The 19,466-nt window shown below is 45.2% G+C and carries 18 protein-coding genes and 1 riboswitch; of the genes, 3 read left to right on the top strand and 15 right to left on the bottom strand.

The genetic code is table 11. From position 1 onward, the window contains the following. Nucleotides 1-19: 19 nt before the first annotated feature. The 8 genes from ARA78_RS10580 to ARA78_RS10545 form a co-directional block, all read right to left on the bottom strand. Nucleotides 20-838, bottom strand: a complete 819-nt coding sequence (locus ARA78_RS10580) for a Cof-type HAD-IIB family hydrolase (RefSeq protein WP_055273331.1) — start codon at nucleotides 836-838, stop codon at nucleotides 20-22. Nucleotides 839-982: 144 nt separating this feature from the next. Next, nucleotides 983-1,444: a 6,7-dimethyl-8-ribityllumazine synthase gene (gene ribE, locus ARA78_RS10575; RefSeq protein WP_015533909.1), complete on the bottom strand. Its 462-nt coding sequence runs from the start codon at nucleotides 1,442-1,444 to the stop codon at nucleotides 983-985. Nucleotides 1,445-1,500: 56 nt separating this feature from the next. Next, nucleotides 1,501-2,706 carry a bifunctional 3,4-dihydroxy-2-butanone-4-phosphate synthase/GTP cyclohydrolase II gene (locus ARA78_RS10570; RefSeq protein ID WP_055273329.1) on the bottom strand — a complete coding sequence of 402 codons (1,206 nt, stop codon included), beginning with the start codon at nucleotides 2,704-2,706 and terminating at the stop codon, nucleotides 1,501-1,503. A 25-nt stretch (nucleotides 2,707-2,731) separates the two neighbouring features. Continuing rightward, nucleotides 2,732-3,415, bottom strand: coding sequence for a riboflavin synthase (locus tag ARA78_RS10565; RefSeq protein ID WP_055273327.1), 684 nt, complete (start codon nucleotides 3,413-3,415; stop codon nucleotides 2,732-2,734). Between the two features lie 24 nt (nucleotides 3,416-3,439). After that, complete coding sequence (gene ribD / locus ARA78_RS10560; protein WP_055273325.1) at nucleotides 3,440-4,588, bottom strand: bifunctional diaminohydroxyphosphoribosylaminopyrimidine deaminase/5-amino-6-(5-phosphoribosylamino)uracil reductase RibD; 1,149 nt, start codon at nucleotides 4,586-4,588, stop codon at nucleotides 3,440-3,442. A 186-nt stretch (nucleotides 4,589-4,774) separates the two neighbouring features. Beyond that, nucleotides 4,775-4,902, bottom strand: a riboswitch (FMN riboswitch). Nucleotides 4,903-4,996: 94 nt separating this feature from the next. Then, nucleotides 4,997-6,646 (bottom strand): vWA domain-containing protein, encoded by a 1,650-nt coding sequence (locus ARA78_RS10555; RefSeq protein WP_055273323.1) that lies wholly within the window; start codon nucleotides 6,644-6,646, stop codon nucleotides 4,997-4,999. Between the two features lie 12 nt (nucleotides 6,647-6,658). Beyond that, a complete protein-coding gene (locus ARA78_RS10550; RefSeq protein WP_022215910.1) occupies nucleotides 6,659-7,237 on the bottom strand; it encodes a hypothetical protein in 579 nt (192 codons plus the stop codon). A gap of 27 nt (nucleotides 7,238-7,264) precedes the next feature. Continuing rightward, nucleotides 7,265-8,437: a hypothetical protein gene (locus ARA78_RS10545; RefSeq protein WP_055273422.1), complete on the bottom strand. Its 1,173-nt coding sequence runs from the start codon at nucleotides 8,435-8,437 to the stop codon at nucleotides 7,265-7,267. Between the two features lie 282 nt (nucleotides 8,438-8,719). Between ARA78_RS10545 and ARA78_RS10540 the strand changes: the two genes are divergently transcribed. Further along, nucleotides 8,720-9,226, top strand: a complete 507-nt coding sequence (locus tag ARA78_RS10540) for a YqeG family HAD IIIA-type phosphatase (protein ID WP_015533916.1) — start codon at nucleotides 8,720-8,722, stop codon at nucleotides 9,224-9,226. Between the two features lie 140 nt (nucleotides 9,227-9,366). On the opposite strand, the gene hisS is transcribed toward ARA78_RS10540, so the two are convergent. The 4 genes from hisS to ARA78_RS13540 all read right to left on the bottom strand — a co-directional run bounded on the left by hisS (nucleotide 9,367) and on the right by ARA78_RS13540 (nucleotide 15,159). Next, entirely contained in the window at nucleotides 9,367-10,632 is a 1,266-nt protein-coding gene (hisS, locus tag ARA78_RS10535; protein ID WP_015533917.1) for a histidine--tRNA ligase, read from the bottom strand. A 161-nt stretch (nucleotides 10,633-10,793) separates the two neighbouring features. Then, the gene (locus ARA78_RS10530) at nucleotides 10,794-12,851 is read right to left on the bottom strand and encodes a hypothetical protein (RefSeq protein WP_015533918.1); all 2,058 of its coding nucleotides are present in this window, start codon (nucleotides 12,849-12,851) and stop codon (nucleotides 10,794-10,796) included. A gap of 229 nt (nucleotides 12,852-13,080) precedes the next feature. Beyond that, complete coding sequence (locus tag ARA78_RS10525) at nucleotides 13,081-14,859, bottom strand: MutS-related protein (protein ID WP_055146945.1); 1,779 nt, start codon at nucleotides 14,857-14,859, stop codon at nucleotides 13,081-13,083. 30 nt (nucleotides 14,860-14,889) lie between these two features. Then, entirely contained in the window at nucleotides 14,890-15,159 is a 270-nt protein-coding gene (locus ARA78_RS13540) for a hypothetical protein (protein WP_015533920.1), read from the bottom strand. A gap of 172 nt (nucleotides 15,160-15,331) precedes the next feature. Between ARA78_RS13540 and ARA78_RS10520 the strand changes: the two genes are divergently transcribed. Continuing rightward, nucleotides 15,332-16,012 carry a YtxH domain-containing protein gene (locus tag ARA78_RS10520; RefSeq protein ID WP_022215906.1) on the top strand — a complete coding sequence of 227 codons (681 nt, stop codon included), beginning with the start codon at nucleotides 15,332-15,334 and terminating at the stop codon, nucleotides 16,010-16,012. 71 nt (nucleotides 16,013-16,083) lie between these two features. On the opposite strand, the gene ARA78_RS10515 is transcribed toward ARA78_RS10520, so the two are convergent. Genes ARA78_RS10515 through ARA78_RS10505 form a run of 3 tightly spaced genes read right to left on the bottom strand, consistent with a single transcriptional unit; the run spans nucleotide 16,084 to nucleotide 18,873 of the window. Continuing rightward, complete coding sequence (locus ARA78_RS10515) at nucleotides 16,084-16,998, bottom strand: hypothetical protein (RefSeq protein WP_022215905.1); 915 nt, start codon at nucleotides 16,996-16,998, stop codon at nucleotides 16,084-16,086. Between the two features lie 30 nt (nucleotides 16,999-17,028). After that, complete coding sequence (locus ARA78_RS10510; protein ID WP_015533922.1) at nucleotides 17,029-17,904, bottom strand: TPM domain-containing protein; 876 nt, start codon at nucleotides 17,902-17,904, stop codon at nucleotides 17,029-17,031. Next, nucleotides 17,905-18,873 carry a hypothetical protein gene (locus ARA78_RS10505; RefSeq protein ID WP_207641799.1) on the bottom strand — a complete coding sequence of 323 codons (969 nt, stop codon included), beginning with the start codon at nucleotides 18,871-18,873 and terminating at the stop codon, nucleotides 17,905-17,907. Between the two features lie 258 nt (nucleotides 18,874-19,131). On the opposite strand from ARA78_RS10505, the gene ARA78_RS10500 reads away from it, so the two are divergent. Continuing rightward, nucleotides 19,132-19,419 (top strand): hypothetical protein, encoded by a 288-nt coding sequence (locus tag ARA78_RS10500; RefSeq protein WP_055273319.1) that lies wholly within the window; start codon nucleotides 19,132-19,134, stop codon nucleotides 19,417-19,419. Nucleotides 19,420-19,466 lie beyond the last annotated feature (47 nt).

The raw sequence follows: 19,466 nt of genomic DNA, 5'->3' as shown, positions 1-19,466 counted from the left end.
GACCGGCAAAATGAACCAGCTACTCCATCGGCTCTATGATCCCAAGCTTCACCATAGCCTTATATATTCCATCATTCTCCGCATCGTCTGTGACCATCATAACCTGTCTTTTGAGCTCCTCCGGCCCCTTCTCCATGATTATGCTGTTCGGACAATATAATAACATAGGTGCGTCATTGTTGCCATCACCAAATGCATATGCATTTTCAAGCGGAATATCAAAATAATCCAGAAGATACTGTATACCTGTCGCCTTACTGAATCCCTTGGGAACTATCTCGCAGAAATTTGAACCTCTGTCGATATAGTCAAAATGCTGTGATACATACTCGCGGAACTCAGGAACATTTTTATTGTCATCCGCGAACCAGCAGCAGAACTTGTCGAATTCAAAGTCATCCGAGTCCACATCCTCCCCAACAAATATTCCATTTGCCCGGAAGTATCTGACCATCTCTGCAAGGAGTTCATTTCCCATGTTCTGACCGTCCACGTACACCTTGTCTCTGTGCTCATACATTCCAAACATGTCATATCTGCGGCATGCATAAGCTATATCCCTGCACACATCCCTGCTGACATCATTGTGGAACAGCTCTTTGCCGTCATAGTAAATGGATGTTCCGCAGCCACACACAAAGCCGTCAAAACCCGCATCCTTGATCTCATCAGTGACATTACAGTAAACTCTGCCAGTGTTGATGAACACCAGATGTCCGTTGGCTCTCGCCTGCGCCAGCGCACGCCTTGCGCTGTCCGGGAAGTATCTCCTTCCGTCCTCGGTTATAAGCGTTCCATCTATATCAAAGAACAATATCTTCCTGTCTGTGCTTTTCATATATTATATCCATCCTGTCATATATTTACAGGCACATGTATTATAACTACACGTGCCTGTATCTTCTGTACGCATTATATTTTCACTTGATAACCTGCGCATGCATCAGCATGCTTCATTATATCGCATTTTCTGCAGTCTGCATTACAACTGCTTCATGAGGTCGATCATCTCAAGAGCTCCCATAGCGCAGTCATAACCCTTGTTGCCGGCCTTTGTTCCTGCACGCTCGATGGCCTGCTCGATATTCTCTGTTGTAACAACTCCGAACATTACAGGTACACCCGTCTCAAGTGATACTGAGGCAACGCCCTTTGAAACCTCGTTGCACACATAATCATAGTGGCTTGTCGCACCACGGATAACAGCACCAAGACAGATAACAGCGTCATACTTGCCGCTTGCAGCCATCTTCTTTGCGATTACAGGGATCTCAAATGCACCCGGAACCCATGCAACTGTGATGTCGTCTGCATTCACATCATGACGGAGAAGCGCATCCTCTGCACCGCTGACGAGCTTTGAAACTATGAACTCATTGAATCTCGCTGCTACTATACCTATCTTTGCTCCATTTGCTACTAACTTTCCTTCTACCTTATTCATCTGATTTATCCTCCTTATTCTATATCGGAGCTTACCCAGCCCCTCCTTATGAAATATTAGACTTCGTGTAACATATGACCCATTTTCTCTTTTTTTGTCTTGAGATAAAATGCGTCAAACTTGGTTGGCTCTATCTCTATAGGAACTCTCTCCACGATCTCAAGATTGTAGCCCGCAAGGCCGTATACCTTGAGTGGGTTGTTGGTGAGGAGTCTGATCTGTCTGATTCCGAGATCCACAAGTATCTGTGTTCCTATGGTGTAATCCCTTGCATCATCAGGGAAACCAAGCTTGAGGTTTGCCTCAACGGTGTCAAGCCCCTGATCCTGAAGCGCATATGCCCTGATCTTGTTGATAAGGCCGATTCCTCTGCCCTCCTGTCTCATGTACAGGAGCACGCCTCTGCCTTCCTTGGCAATGGCCTTCATGGCCGCATCGAGCTGCTGTCCGCAGTCACACTTCTGTGAGCCGAAGCAATCGCCTGTGAGGCACTCGCTGTGCACACGGCAGAGAACAGGCTTGCCATCAGCTATATCACCCATTGTGAGTGCCACGTGATGTTCACCGTTCAGCTTGTTGATATATCCACAGATCGTAAACTCACCATACTTTGTTGGAAGCTTTGCCTTGGCTACGCACTCAACGAATACTTCATGCTCTTTTCTGTACTGCACAAGCTTCTCTATGGTCGATATCTTAAGGCCATGAACCTTTGCAAATTCCACAAGGTCATCCTTTCTCGCCATGGTTCCGTCATCCTTCATGATCTCACAGCACAGTCCGCAAGGCTTAAGTCCTGCAACCTTCATAAGATCAACTGTAGCCTCTGTGTGGCCGTTTCTCTCTATGACTCCGCCTGCAACTGCCTGAAGTGGGAACATATGTCCCGGCCTTCTGAAGTCATCCGGCTTTGCATTCTCATCCACAAATTTTCTGGCTGTGTAGCCTCTCTCCTCGGCTGAGATTCCTGTGGTTGTATCCACATGATCCACTGATACTGAAAATGCTGTGCAGTGGTTATCTGTATTGGTTATACACATCTGTGGGAGATTCAGCTTATCCGCATATGACGCATCCATAGGCATGCATATGAGACCTCTCGCCCACTTTGCCATGAAGTTGACATTCTCCGTTGTAGCAAATTCTGCTGCACAGATTACATCTCCCTCATTCTCTCTGTCCTCGTTATCGAGCATGACAACCGGCTTTCCCGCCGCAAGATCTGCAGCGATCTCCTCTATCGAGTTGAATTCAAAACTCATCACTCTACCTCCTTAAAATATCTGTCTACATAAATCCATTTTCTGCCAGAAACTTCATATCAAGTCCTGATCTATCTGAAGCATTTCCATTTGAAAGCTTTTCATCTGTATCGTCACCTTTGTATGGCATAAGCAGTTTCTCAACATACTTTCCAACCACGTCATTTTCAAGGTTGACCACCTTGCCCGGCTTGCCATCCAGCAGCGTCGTCTCTCCCGCCGTGTGCGGAATGATCGACACCTTAAAGCATGTATCATCGACATACGCAACCGTAAGGCTTATACCGTCTATGGCTATTGAGCCCTTCTCAATGATGTATCTGAGTATCTTCGGAGAACAATCTATTGTCACCCACACTGCATTGCCCTCCCTTTTGAGCTCTCTGATCGTTCCGGTTCCATCTATATGTCCTGACACTATATGTCCGCCAAATCTTCCTCCGGCCGCCATGGCACGCTCAAGGTTCACCCTGCTGCCACCGGTAAGCTGTCCAAGTCCGCTTCGTCTCAAAGTCTCAGGCATGACATCCGCAGTAAAGATATTCCCCGATATGCCGGTTGCAGTAAGACACACACCGTTTACCGCTATACTGTCTCCAACCTGGCTTCCATGGAGGACCTTGTCTGCCTGCACCGTGATGCTGCAGGAGCTTACGCCTTTATCTATCTTTCTTATAGTTCCTATCTCTTCTACTATTCCTGTGAACATGTATGACCTCTTTTCTATAAGTTCTTAAACCTTTTTGTATCTGAGCATCACATCTTCATCAAATCTTCTGACCTCGTCAAGTCCAAACATATGTGCATCCGCAGGCACATCAACACCCGTTCCGGATACCGGACTGTACTTGCCCTCGCCGCCAAATATCTTCGGGGCAATGAATACACACGCCTCATCCACAAGACCTTCAGACACCATGCTGTAGTTGAGCTCGCCGCCGCCCTCAAGCAGTATTCCGTCTATGCCTTTCCCGCCGAGGATCGTCATGAGCTGCCTTAGATCCACCTGTCCATCCACATCTTCGGTCTCTATGATGCTTACACCTTTATCCTTGAGTCTCTCACACTTTGCTGAGTCTGAAGCTCCCGCTGCCGTCGTGGCAACTATGGTCTCTATCTCCCCGGCTGTCTGTACGATCTGTGAATCCTCCGGAATCCTGAGCTTGCTGTCACAAACTATCCTGATCGGATTTCTGACATTATCAGTATCCCTGTCCGTGCTTTTCTCTATTCTGCATGTCAGCATCGGATCATCCGCAAGCACTGTTCCTATGCCCGCCATAATACCCTTATGTCTGTTTCTGAGTTCCATGACATACGCCCTTGATGCCTCACCGGTTATCCACTTGCTGGCCCCTGTGTGGGTAGCGATCCTGCCATCCATGGTCATGGCATATTTCATGGTCACATACGGCTGTTTATTTACTATATACTTAAAGAAAATACCGTTTATGGCATCGCACTCGGCTTTGAGGCAGTGTGTGTACACCTCTATCCCGGCATCACGCAGTCTCTTAAAACCTTTTCCTGCCACCATAGCATTCGGATCATCGGAACCACAGTAGACCTTTCTGATCTTGTGCTCTATGATCGCGTCCACACATGGAGGCTGCTTGCCAAAATGGCAGCACGGCTCAAGCGTCACATACATGACTGCGCCCTCGGCATCTGCCTGATCCATAAGACTGGCAAATGCTGCGCGCTCAGCGTGGAGCTCTCCATATCTCACATGATATCCCTCTCCTATGATCCTGCCATCCTTCACTATGACAGCACCTACAAGCGGATTTGGATTCACTGCTCCAGTGCCGCGCCTTGCAAGCTCTATGGCACGTCTCATATATGACGGATCAAATTCATCATCTATATCATATTTTTCCATATGACCACCATCCTACTTAATACCTTTACAGACAGACTATCGGATATTGCTCATTCAAGCCTCCGAAGTATCTGTTCAAAACACAAGAGAAAACCCCGAAGATAACTTCGGGGTTTTCTCTTGTTCTGGTATCCATCACCGAAATCCATCACAACGGACTTCCATCAGATACCCTGTTCTGAATATATAATACTTCTCTCATCCAGACTATACTGTCGGTCCCGGAATCACACCGGATCATGCCTCATGGCTCACGGACTTAAGGTTTCCCTAACACCGTCGGTGGAGAATTGCACTCACCCCCGAAGATCTATCATCATATGCAGTTGTCTCTTAAAAACGACTATATTGTATTCCATATGCCAACGGAATGCAACTGTTTTTTATGATGTATTTTACCGATAAATTTTAAAGCTGTGAATTGAACAGGCTCTTTATCTTGTAGATAATATCATCACTGTCCGCATTTATAGATGCCGCCTCATTTATTCCTGAGAGCTTGGCAAGCTCATCCGTGTCAGCATCTCCGCCGTAACCTATCGTGTATACAGGTATGTTCGACTGTCTGAGCGCACTTGTTATCTCATCCATGGAATATCCCACATTGGCATATCCATCGCTGAGAAGGAACAGCATACACTTTGCATCCGGGTGCTCTGCCTTTGCATCGGTTATCATCTTCATCGCAACCACAACGGCATCATACGAAGCCGTTCCGCCTGAAGCCATCAGATTGTTGACCGATCCCTGGAAATATGATCTCTGGTTCAGGTCAAACTGGGCGATCGGAACCTCCACTGTAACTGAGCTTGAGTAGCTGACAAGCCCAACATAATTGTTGTCATTGATATACTGCGCACCGTTTGTCAGACTGTTCTTGAGCTGGTTCATAGGATCTCCGTCCATGGAACCGCTGCAGTCCGCAACAAACACCGCGATGATGTCCTTGCCGTTATCCTTTGTCTTCTTGTATGTCTTGAGTCCCTGTGTGACCTGTGCACCGGAGAATTCTTCCGTCGCAGTATAATCATCGTTGGCATTGAAGCCCTTCTTTGTCGCGATCGTCTGCATATCATCACTCTTGCAGTAATCCACAACGAGCTGTATGGCCTCAAGCTCTGATGCAGACTTTCCCGACTTATTACATATGTATACAGGATTGTCATGTCTCACGCCAAATGCAATGAAATCATACATTGACACGAGATTGCTGTCATTGATATATGCCTGATACTCTGACAGCATAGCATCGAGTGTTCCGTTTGATGCACTATCTCTCATCTGCTGTGTTGTATATGCAACGTATGGTATGTTTGAGTTAAACTTTGTAAAGTTATCCTCGCCGTCCTGAAGCAGCGTGAGCAGGAGGTTAAGTCCTGTGGCACTTGTCTGTGGGTTCGTGTATCCCATGGTGATCTTGTTGTCCTGAACGGCCTTTATGGCATCGGCAGCAGTAGTGTAACCGCTGTCCTTCTTCACAAGGATTCCCGCTGTATTTCCAACCAGTCTGTCCGCGTAAAGCTCAAGGCTGCCGCTGTTCGACATCGCATACTCTCCGAACAGGGTGTTGCTCGGGGTGTACAGATCCGGGAGATATTTGCCGGAAATGATATAGTCAGCGGCTGTACCGGATGGCACTGATCTCACGCTCATCGATACCGACTTGCCGTCCGCTGTCTTCACACCAGAACCGTTGAAGGAATTTGCAACATCTATAAGCCATGAGTCGTTGTCCTTTCCCGCCTTCTCACCTGATGTAAATATCTCTATATCCATGTCTCCATTGCCCTCAACTGCCAGTGGATATTTGTCTATCTCAGGCAGCTCCGCATACAGATCCGGAGTGTCCAGAGTGACCGTACCCTTTACAGGGGTCGCTTCATTTACATCGAGATCTGCATATAACTCATCAAGAGTCATATCCGATCTTGATGATCCTCCATTTCCACCGCCTGCTATGTTGATAACCTTCCTGCCGACTATTCCGATAATGACCGCGATCATCGCAATTATCACCAGCACTCCGACTACCACTAATCCTTTTGTCCTCTTATCCATTTCTTCCTCCTTTTACATTCCCTGACTGTGGACATCCTGCCTCATGCCATTCATGCACTCTATGACATCATCCACATATTTCATATCCAGCGAGCTCAGGTTGGTGTCAATATCAACCATCTTCTCCACCAGAATATTGAACTTTCTCACCAGCTCGTCGCCCTGTCTGCACAGATTGTCGAGGTATACCGGCTGGGGTCTAGTGTAATAATCGTATGTCTGTATAAAGCCTATGGCACTGTCCATGTTACTCTGTGCCTGCTGCTTTATATCCTCGTACAGATTGCGAACACCACTGCCCTCCTCCACATTCTCCTGGAAGTATTCCTCCCTGGACATTATGCTCTCATACTGTCTGTTGAGTCTCTCTATCTGTGCATCAAACAAATGTCCCCTGGCACTGTCCTTGAGCTTCTCCGTCGAGCGTCTTCCCTTGAGTATATGTACATTTGCTGTTATGGTGAATGTCAGCCACACTACACTGATCGCAACACCTATAGCTATTCCCACCATACTGTCAGCCAGCACAAACATTACTATTGCCAGTATGAACATTATCAAGCCTATGATATTGACCGCTATCAATCCCATCGTTTTTCCTCCTAAAGTCAATATATATCACACCGCATCTGCATGTTCATTGTCTCTCTGCAATACGCTGAGCCTTTGTTTTGCAGCATCGGTGACCGTAAGTCCCGAAAAGTCAGCAAATTCCTTCTTCTCATTTCTTATGAGCATGACCGCAAACTCCCTGTCCGTCTCCTCCGCGCAGGACAGCAGTTCATGGTAATCCACCGGCCTATCCTCATATATTCGAAGCGCAACAGCCTCCGGCACAACAATAAACGTCATGGACGTGTGCGTCTTATCCTCTATGTATATCTCCGCCTTGTCCGCAAATTTTGCAAATTCCTCCGCCTGAGTCTGAAAGCCTCCACTCTGAAGCTCCGCCAATATCCTGTCTCTGTCCTCCATGAGACTGTCGAGATACAGATAGCCCTTCAGCAGCAGGAGTCCCATAAGTCCATCTGACATATTGAAGTCAAGTATACAGCCATGTCCCTCGTCACTGTCCGTCAGTACATGACACACGCACTCCGCTATATCCTCATCGCTGAGTCCGCTGTATTTATACGCCTGCTCAATCCCATCATTTGTTATGAGCACGGTCTCTACATTTCCCCTTACAGACTTTTTCTTCCTGATGCTCTCAACAGGACGTGCAGCTATCTTGAACGCCTTCAGCGCATTTATAGCATCATCTATGCTCTTCTTCCCTGATATAGAGGTCTCAAACCGTCCCTGATCCGTAGCTACCGCCTGCACATTCCTGTATATCCTTTGTACAGAGATCTTATTTCTCCTCATTATCGCACTTAAAATGTCAATATCTGACTTCTGACCGGCCAGATATCTCTGAAGCTCCGCTCTGAGCTTTCTCCTGAAATCAAGCTCGTACTCAGTGTTGGTTATATCCGTTCCTGAATACCACCGTTTCTCCAGATATTTGTAATTATCCGGATCCCTCAGTCTGTCCAGCGCACTGTTCTTCAGACTGTTCACACCTTCCTCATCGGTCTCCAGCTCACAGGCAAGTTCCGGCACACTGCATCTGTCATGTCTGTAGCCATAGAGCTTATCTATCACTATCTTCTCCCTGTAATTCAGTTTGTCTATGAGTTCATCGAACATCCGCCTGCACATACCATCCTGTGAATAGGACAGCGTATCCGCCTGCACCCCAAATACAGAACTGTACAGTGCTTCATACGAACTGATAACATCCAGCATATATTTATTATTTTCTTTTCTTAGAACATACGCCCTGTGCAATATCCCACACCTCATTCTATATAAGTTCTTAATCCAATATGCAAACCGGCATACATATCTGATATGCCCATCATCATTTTTACTTATATCTGAACTTAATCATTTTCATTATACATGTTTTGCCACAAATTAAAAACATAAAAGTGACGGGATATGGTATTTTATTATTTTATTAAGTGTTTATACAACTGTCTGTCCACCTGTGGTATAATGAATCGACAACAAACTGGGAGGATATCTATGATCAGATTTTTGCCGGATGAATACTATTCATCCACATACAAGATAGATTTCAAAAAGTATTACGACATGGGATACAGAGGTATACTGTTCGACATAGACAACACTCTTGTGAGACATAATGAGCCGGCCACATCCAGAGCGATTCAGCTCATGGAACAGCTCAAGGCCATGGGCTTCAAGGTATGTCTGGTATCCAACAACAAGGAGCCAAGGGTTGCCGCTTTCAACAAAAAGATGAAGGTGAATTACATATTCAAAGCCGGCAAACCATCGAAAAAGGGCTACATCCGTGCCATGAACGAGATAGGCTGCAACATAGACAACACGATCGCCGTGGGCGACCAGATCTACACTGACATCATCGGAAGTGCCAGCCTTGGCATACACACTATCCTTGTCAAGCCTATAGACACAAGCCACGAGGAGATACAGATCACCCTCAAGAGGATCATTGAAAAGCCGTTTATTTTCTACTTCAGGAAAAAGCATGGCATGGTAAGATAATTTCTGTTATTCATAACGCAACACAAAAGGCCGTATTCACATATCTGCCTGATATGTGAATACAGCCTTTTATTAAATATCTCAGTAACATATACGTTCTGTCATGATGTTACACATCTGTGTGATCCACAGAACGTATGTTAGTCGTTGTACACCTTCTTGAACTCTGTGTATCCCTCTGACTCCAGCATGTTTATCTGCTGCTTCATGTTCTTTCTCATCATCTGGATAGTCACTGTCTTACCTGCCTGGCGAAGTTCCTTTGCCTCCTTGAAGATCTCAAGCTTCTTGTCCAGTGTCACATCCTTGTGAATGAGGATAGCCACGTTGTCAGAATCTATCTTGTATCCATTCTCAAGCTTGTCCTTGAGGATGGTGATTATTCTCTCAAAACCTATTGAAAATCCTGTTGCAGGAACATCCTGTCCACAGAAGTTCCCAACCATCTTGTCATATCTTCCGCCGCCGGCGATGGAGAAGTTGTAGTCATCTATTGTAACCTCAAAAATAGGTCCTGTGTAATATCCCATACCTCTCACAAGAGTAGGGTCAAATACGATCTTTACGCCATCTGCAACCATGGTCTTTGCACTTGATATGATCTCGTCCATATTGGTTATAACCTTTGGATCAAGGCACTCAGCGTCTATGTCCCTACAGAACTCAGCGCAGCTCATATCTCCAAGGTTCTGGTATATCTCAAGATACTTGTCCACCATCTCTGCGTCGTATCCGTTCTCTGTGAGCTCTGCTCTTATGCCATCCAGACCTATCTTGTCATACTTGTCAAGGCTGATGAGTATTGAAGCAATGTCTTCCTCTGCAAATCCCGCATTCTTCGCAGCACCACGGAGTATCTGTCTGTCGTTGATGTGGATAGTAAAATCTGTTATTCCCACCTCAGAGAATATTCTTGAGAGCATATCGGATGTGGCTGCCACAAGCTCTATCTCCGCAAGGTTTGTATTGTCACCAAGTATATCTATATCGCACTGGGTGAACATTCTGAATCGTCCCTTCTGTGGCTGATCCGCACGGAATACAGGTCCGATCTGGAGTGCCTTGAATGGGCTTGGAAGCTGCTCCTTGTTGTTCGCATAATATCTTGAGAGTGGAAGTGTAAGATCGTATCTAAGTCCGCTGTCTGCCAACTCTCCCTTACCTGCATCGATGGCTCTCGCAAGGTCTGCGCCTCTCTTCATCACCTTGAAGATAAGCTTCTCATTGTCACCGCCCTGCTTGCTTGTAAGATTCTCTATATGTTCCATAACAGGAGTCTCTATCTGTGTAAATCCAAATCTGGAATAACTTGTCTTGATCATTGAAAGCACATGCTCTCTAAGCCTCATATCAGCCGGAAGCTGATCACACATACCTTTTACCGGTGTCTTGATGAATTTTGCCATTTCTTATCCTCCTGATCTTATATCTTTATTAAATCCAACCTATTCTAGCATATACAACTATATTTTTCCACCCTTAAAAAGAACACCGGAACAAACTTATAGTTTGTTCCGGTGCTTTTCACATAATATATTGATATTTTTAATTGTCCTGTAATATCAGATTACTTGAGAAGATCATAGTTGAGCTTCTTGATAACAAGGAAGGCCTTGTTTCTGAGTTCCTCACCTGAGAATTCATCAAGCTGTACATTCATATCCCAGTTGTACTTCATGAGTGTATTCATAAGATCCTCAATGTAATCCTTTACATACTTGACGTTGCTCTCACTCTTATCCTTGAGCTGGACAACTATATTGTCTATAGCCTCGATGATTCCTGACTCCTGCTTCTCTAGTGCCTGTCCTGACTCATCGTTGAGCTCTATAACCTTACCTGTCTTGGTTATGATGACCTTCTTGTTAGGAGCTGCAGCAGCCTTGCTCTTCTTGTTGATCATATGGTTGATACACTTGATCAGACATGCTACAGAGTATGTCATCTCCTCGTTTGATGGCTTGTCTATTCCCTTGAGAGTGTGCTGATGGTACAGGTACTCTGACTTGCACAGCATCTCCTCAACAATAGCTACCTTACACAGTGATACCAGATCAGCCGGCATAGCCTGCTGCTTCTTACCGAAGAGACCACCGCCACCCTGCTCATTTTCCTCCTTATACTTCTCAGGAAGAGCTGTTCTGACATATGTCTCATGCAGGTACTTCTTGGCTGTGTTGATATCGTAGCTTGATGCAAGAACCATCTTCTTGGTACTGTTGAGTCCGTTAACGACCATATCCTCAGCAGCCATGAACAGAAGGATCTTCTGTCTATTGTCAAGCATTGAGTAAACCTCTTTGTTCTTGTTGTTCTTCTCAACAATTGACTTCTTTCTGACATCAAATACCTTTACCTTCTCCTTTACACTGAAGAATGCCTTCAGCATTGAAGGATTGGCGTTCAGGAAGTTGCAGCACCATGTGAGCTCTATGTACTGATCCTCGATCTTGTTCGATACCTCATACAAGCTGTATCCCTCAAACAGTACATTGAGTGCCTTGGAGAGGATCTCCAGACTCTCATACTTCTCCTCATATGACTTCTGTGTTATATCAGAGTTAACATATGCCTTGATTCCACACTCTATGAAGAGCTTGTTGTACTCATATGCTCCCTCAGGAATGTTCTGACGTCCGCTGAGCTGTGCTCCTGAACCAAGTGTCTGAAGTACCTTCTTGACCTCCGGCTCATTCTCGATGGCCTGATATACCTTCTTGGTAAATGCGCAGGTCTCATTAAGCAGTGAATCTATCCTCTTGTTGTATACCTCCTGCTTGGAGATCTCTGAAGCCACCTTGCTGCTGAGGATCTTTGCTGCCTCTGTGCTTGTGACATTCTTGATGAGCTCCTTGAAGTTGGAGTATACTGACAGGTTATCTATAGGTATGTACTCTGCGTTCAGTCCGTAGAACTGGAATGCCTTCTCATACTGCTTGTTCGCAATGTAGATAGAGAAGAGATTGATAGATAACTGTATCTTGTAATCGTTAGGTGCATGTGCATCCTCGATGACGTAATCATAAAGTACCTCGAGGTTGTTGATATATGAATCAGATCCTATGTCTTTGGCTGAGATATCCATCTCCATAACCACATTGATCAAATCCAGGTATCCGAGCAGAGCCTTGTCAAAGTTCTTTGGTCTGTCATCATCCTCAAGTATCTGGTATGAAATGTTTATGAGAAGTGGAGCGATCTTATCCCCGATCAGTCTCATGCACTCTGGGATCTTCTCAAGCTGTAAGAGATACAGCAGCCATACACTGTAACGATAAACACCTGTAGCTGATACAGGCGCATCTATATCGGTAGGGTCAATATCACCATATACAAATCTGAATAAAGGCTCTATCCACTCTTCGATCGCATAGTGTCCGGTCGCCTTTATATTGAAGTCTACAAACTCTGCAAGCTCATACAGCTTTGTACACTGAGCACGAACCTCGTCATCCACTGTCATGGTCGACAGATCAAAATTAGAATCCTTCAGGCTGTCTATAACCAATGTATAGAATCCGTCCTCAACCTGATCATTCAGATAACGAATAAGTGTTCCTTTATTACTGGATGCCGCTATTGATAATGCGTTATCCCCTGCCTGTCCTATATTTGCTGGTAACATAATATGTCTACCTCCTTTTGTTTTCGTATGTCTGGCTTACGAATATTCTTGTATTATTCCCCTCAAATCACTACTCCAAATATAACATATTTGGTAAAATCATTCAACAAAGTTTTTGGTTATTACTGATAACTGTCATTGTGCATAATTACCCAAAAATTATAGCACTAAAAAAATCGCATTTTTTGTGCATTTTTACTGTTATGCCAGATAATGCCATTTTTCAGCATCAGTCGAGTCCTGCCATGTGAAGTATCGCCATGGCATTTGTCGTGGTACACCTGCCATCCTTCTTCTTATAGTCGAATTTCAACTGGTCTCCCTCGTAATATTCCTCGAAATGATAGTTCGCAGCAGGTGTTCCGTCCTCCGCCTTGAGATCACACAGCTCAAAATCGTGTGTCGATACCAGTGTCATTGAACCCGCTCCCGCAAGCTTTCTGATGACCTGTGTTGCTCCCACTATTCTGTCAGCAGAATTTGTTCCCTTGAATATCTCATCTATAAGACAGAGCATAGGTCTGTTCTCTTTTCTGTACTCAACCATCGTCTTTATCCTGAGTATCTCTGCATAGAACGTTGATATTCCATTGCTGACATCATCGGTCACCCTCATGGATGTGAATATCTTCATCCTGTCAGCCTCCATATAGCCCGCACACACTGGAGCGCCCGCATATGCAAGCACCAGATTTATACCCAGTGTTCTGAGGAAAGTCGTCTTTCCGGACATATTACTTCCGGTTATTATCGTGGCACCGCCCTTGAAGTCCGCATCATTTGCCACGACTGTATCAGGGCTTATCAGAGGATGTCTCATATCCCTGGCGGTGACATGCACTCTGGCATTTGCGCCGACCTGTGGATAGCTCACTTCCCTCGTTCTTGAAAGGACAGCAAATGACATGAGTTCCTCCATATCAGAGACAGCCTTTATCCAGCCCTCAACGCTCTGTCCATTCTTCTGTTTCCATTTGTCCATCATCCTGCCTATGTGGAAGTCCCACATTATAAGTCCACACAGTATCTGATGAACTATAGGATTGTATCTGATATTGAACGCCGCACTTATCGTCCTCAGTTTTCTTATAGCCGCCAGGGCACCAGAGTCATTTGACAGATGCGACTTGATATCATTTAAAAGTTCACTGTCGAAATTCTCCCTGGAGATCAGCTCGAACATTCTTATATAGTCCTCTATCACATAGCCAAATGAGATCATCGGCATGACAGCCTGACCCGCAACTCCGCCAAAAAGCCAGGAGAACAAAAGCACAACAAAGAATGAGACAAGCGTCCAGCCTATGTTTATCTCACCCATTATTCCAAGTATAAATGCCACCAGTGTTATCGCCGGCAGTAAAAATCTCAATATGTTGAACACCGCAGGTATATGGTCATCGCCATTGCAGTATGCCACAAATTCATCCGCGGTATATTTCTTCTTTTTGCCCATTCCGGTCTTCACACCGAGGGTCTCAAAATCCATCGAGAACTCTCTCTTTGAAGTGAGCTCTTTTATCGCCTCCTGGCGCTTCTCTATGTCTGCTATATCGTACTTCGGATCGCGTATACTCTCGGCGAGAGCCCTTTTTCCCTCCTCGGTTCCCGCAACACAGATAAACTGATACAGAGAGCTCTGTCCAAGAAGGTCCATATCCCTTGCAACCAGATCGTCATCGCCGAGATACTGTGCACCGTTGTCCTCAAACTTCTTCCAGCCGTCGCCGAATCTCTCTATATACCTCCTGAGCACCTCCGACTTGGCTTTCTTATATTCCAGCTCCTCACTAAGCTTTCCGTGGATAAACACCATTGCGACAAATGCCACAGCGGCTATTATTCCCAGGATCAGCACTGTCACTCTGTTGTCATATATGCCTATTATCAGCCCTGCCAGAGCTGCAAGGAACATCACAAATCTAACCCCTGAATACGTTGCAGACTTCCCCTCAAGCGCCTTGATGTCCTTCTCCAAAATGTCCCTTTCGTCCTTGTATTCGTTCATGTTATCGTCCTTTCATAAAAAACAATATATTTACTTTTTGTCCGGCTTGTCCTTCTTCTTATATGACATCACACCATCCTCTGATACATCTATCATGTCCGGCTTGACAACGAGCACGATACCCATTACCCCAAATACCACACACAGCACGATGCATATTATTCCGATCACCTTATATGATGTAAATGCGAGCATTCCAACTCCCACTGCCAGTGTGAGTGCCGCACATAGAAAATAGTTTTTCTGAAGTGCCTTTATCGCCTGTTCTTCTTTGTTGTAATCCTGTCCACTATTATTCATGTTCCATTTTACCTCCACATATACATTCCATTATAGATGAATATATCATACACGGTATATCATTCGCAAATATTAATTCCTGTGAATCAATCCACCACACTTATTGCATTTGACACGAATACATATTAAAATAAATGGACAGGTTATATTCTATGGGAAGGAGATTTTTATCATGAACAAATTGGCAAAAATGGCGCTCACTCTTGCCGCTGCAGGAAGTGTCTGCTACTTATTCAAAGACAAGATCAAGACAACGAAAGCTTACCAGACAGTTGAGAACAATGATACTGTAAAGAAGGCAAAAGCCACAGCTACAGATACTTACCACAAAGTAAAGGACTCCGAGACAGTCAAAAAGATCAAGGACTCTGAAACATACCACAAGGTAAAGGACTCTGAGACAGTCCAAAAGGCAAAGGATACGATCAAGGATACCTACAATAAAGTAAAAGATTCCGAGACAGTCCAGAAAGCAAAGAATACAGTATCCGACACATATGACAAGCTCAAGGACAAGGTTAAGGAAAAAGCTGCTTCCACCGAAGATGGCGACCGTGAATATTTCACACTTCACGAAGACACCACCGGAGCAGAAGAAACCACATCCGAAGAAGCCGCAACCGAGGATGTTGTAACCCCGGAAGCCACAGCGGATATTCCGGATGAGACAACCGCAAAGGCCGTAACCGAGACCGTAGCTGAGGCTGAGGATGTTCTCGCCGAGGCAACTGGTGCCGTTGCAAATGCCGCTGCTGCTGAGACATCAGAGGTAATCGGCGATGAGTACATGGGACTTTCAGATGTATCTGAGGATCCATCAGTGCTCTCCGATCAGGACAAGCTTGACGTATAGTCTGCACAGTACAATAGGCAAAACAAAAACAGTATGTGCGATCCGTTTGATAACGAACCGCATATACTGTTTTATTTTTTCCCTGAATCTCTCAGATATGACAATGCTTCATCTATGGCAGCCTCCGTCTTGAAGTCCTGCTCATATGTCACGCCATCCACATCCACCATGAGTAGTTTGTATATCTTTTTGTCTGCCGGCCCTATATTCGCCGATGTTCTGAGCTTCTTGAACGTCTCTATGGTGCTGAGTTCCACCACATCCGTATGCCAGGTTCCGTGATATACCAGATATTTGTCTGTTATGGCTATACCATCCTGATCATAGTAGAGATTGTATCTGAGCTGTTCATCTATATCCCTGACAGTATTTCTGTCTGCCTTTCCGCCCGATACGACCTGCATTCCTGACACCTTCCATGGACAGCACACACTGTATATACATCTGACTATATTATATAACGCCCACAGAGCCGTCAGCACAAGAACCAGCAGCATCATATTATAATAGATCCTCGGAAAATCCACCTCACTTATTATGAGTGGATATACCTTGCTCTCAAGCTGCTGGGATGGTATCCCCATGTCCTGTGCAAGGCCATCAACTATCGATGTATACACATCATCCGCAGAGACTACTCTGCCTCTCAGCGTATAATTCAGCAGTACATCTTCGTTACTCCTGATGAGCAGGATGGCATATCTGCCATCCTGCTGACAGTAGTAGTACCTGCCCTGCCTCTCAGAATCCACATAATAATCGTATCCTATATAATCCGCCCGATCCACGGTTATCGTCACATCCCTGTCGTTCGGATTCGCCCTGGATTCCACATCAGCTATACTTCTGTATGTCCTGCTCCTTATCCTGTCCGGCAGACTGAAATGCCACGCCATGATGATCATGCATCCCACCATGATCAGTGATAGAATGATCCCGGGTATTCTGTTTTTTAGAATATAACTTTCAAACTTCCTGTTCTTCATAATATGTCTTTCCCGCGTACGGTCAGATTTTTAGAAATGGCTTCCGCCACCGCCATGACCACCGCCACCGCCTGATCCACCAGAATCTCCTGAGCTGCTCTGGATAGTCACGCTGGTTACTTCCTTACGTATAAATATATCTCTTCTGTCAAGCTCCTTGGCATTTCCATCGCTGTATGTAGAAGCTGTTGTGGTATCTTTTCCTGCTTTCTTCGACAGATTCACGATGCAGAATGCGATGGCTGCTCCCAGAGATACAAGGAAGCATATAAATGGTGACAGGAACTTTAATCCTCCTGTGCTGCTCTTCATAGCCGTCTCTGTTCTTGACATCATTCTCTCAAATGCTCCAAGAGTATCCGATCTGAGTATCTTTCCACCGTATTCCGTTATGGATGTCGCCTTGGAATCACTTATTCTCTTCTTCGCCTTGCCGGCTGTGCACAGATAAACATATCCGTCGTTCTCCTGCCAGTTGGCAACTATAACTACGCTTGTGCTGGCATCCCTGCCGTCAAGATATGTTCCTGCAGGCCACTCTTCCCAGCCGAATCTGTAATAATCACAGATCTTCTCTGCTATATCCTTTGTGTTAGACTCTATGTCATATGAAACTGCATCGGCATCATATTCTGACAGATCTGTGTACTGATCCATGGTAACGACAACAAAGTCCATACCCACTTTATCTTCCAATTCTGCTATCTCCCCGCGGAGAGTCTCCTCCTCTGAATCAGACAGCTTATCTGCATAGTCAAACACTCTCTCATTTGTCTTACATTCTGTATTATTTCTGGCGTCATGCTTGAGATTGGCATTTGATTTCACAAAGTATCCTATAAAGAACACTATTCCAAGTCCAAGTACCACGAGCATTGCCACGATAAATTTCTTTACTGCATTCATTTACAACACCCCCAATAACATAGACAAGCCATCAAGCAATACAAATGCTGCGCCAAACAAAAGTGCGGTAAGTCCAACTGCCTTACTCATGCTCTTCGGCTCTGTTCCAACACATTTTCCAGTCTGTCCGTTGACATAGAACTTATAGTTTTTGCCCTGGAAACGGTACTCATATACCCACACCGGCATGAGTCCGAACTTTGTTCCCGTGAGTCTGTTGTTGTTTCTGAATCTCTCATTTGTAAGTGATGAATATCCGGTTGTGGTGCTTCTCACCCAATCTCTGTTTGCCTTCTCCGCCTTTGCCTGAGCCCTCGGCTCCACCTCATTCGGCGGCATATTGTAAGTCTCCGCATCGAATCCCGAGAGGTACTTGTTGTCATGCTGCATGAGCTCTTTGTAGTTGTACGGCTCCATGAGATCCATGATTCCATCCTCCATGGCTATGGATGCATCAACCGGTATGCCCTCATAATTCACATGCAGGCTTCTTCCGACATCAAAATATGAAGTCTCTGTATATCTCTTGTCTCCAGACGTCCATGATCTGACCTTTGTTCCTATGGCCTCATAAGCCACATCCGAATCATAATCGTACATCCAGAATGGGACATACACTCCCTTAAGCGCCTCAAGCGTCTTCTGTGAAAGGAATGTTCCCGGTATAAATAGCTTTTTACCAAATTCATTCCTCAGCTTCTCCTCAGCCTCATGCTTTGATATCTTAAAAGGAAGTATCACATCAGCCCCATACGGATAATTTACTTTGTCATCCCTGAGCAGATATGTTCCACATGAAGGGCATCTTCCCGCAGACTGATACTCCGTGTAAGGTATCTGTGAACCACAGTTTATACATATTACAGGCTCCTGTGATGGAACCAGTTCCTGACAGTCGCTTCCCCCGCAACTAAGGCAGACCATCTTTTTCTTCGCAGGGTCGTACACTACGTTACCCCCACAATTCACACAACGATATAGCAAGTTATCTTCCCCCTGTCCTTTTTTATCGTTTTCCTTCCAAACTTCCTACGCTGATTCTCAGCGTACCTGCGCTTATTATAGCATAGTAAATCTGTTTTTAGAACATCGAATTGGATGCCTTAAGGCGGCTTTATAACACATTTTAGATATCTTAAATGAAACAAAATATTTTTTGAACAAATGTGTAACACATCATGTTCATGCGAATATGTTAAACCATGAACAAAATAATGGAGGCTTACCATGAGTGATTTATCAGCAACACAGTGTGCCTGTGGCGGTTGTGGCTGTGGCGGCAGAAATGGACTTTCTTGCGGAGGTTCATGTGGATGCAACAGTTGCACTCTGATCATCATCCTTCTCCTCTGCTGCGGTGGCTGCGGCGGCGATGGTTTCGGTTTAAACAGCGGTTGTGGCAATGACAATAGCTGCATCTGGATCATCCTTCTCTTATTCTGCTGCGGTGGCTGTGGCAATAACAACGGATGTGGCTGCGGTGGCTGCGGCGGCAATGATTGCGGCTGCTGCTAACAGCGGATTCACCATTATCCATAAACGGGATATCGGGCAGAAAGGTT

The sequence above is a fragment of the Coprococcus eutactus genome (assembly GCF_001404675.1).
Taxonomy (GTDB): domain Bacteria; phylum Bacillota; class Clostridia; order Lachnospirales; family Lachnospiraceae; genus Coprococcus; species Coprococcus aceti.
This window is presented reverse-complemented; position numbering and strand designations above follow the sequence as displayed.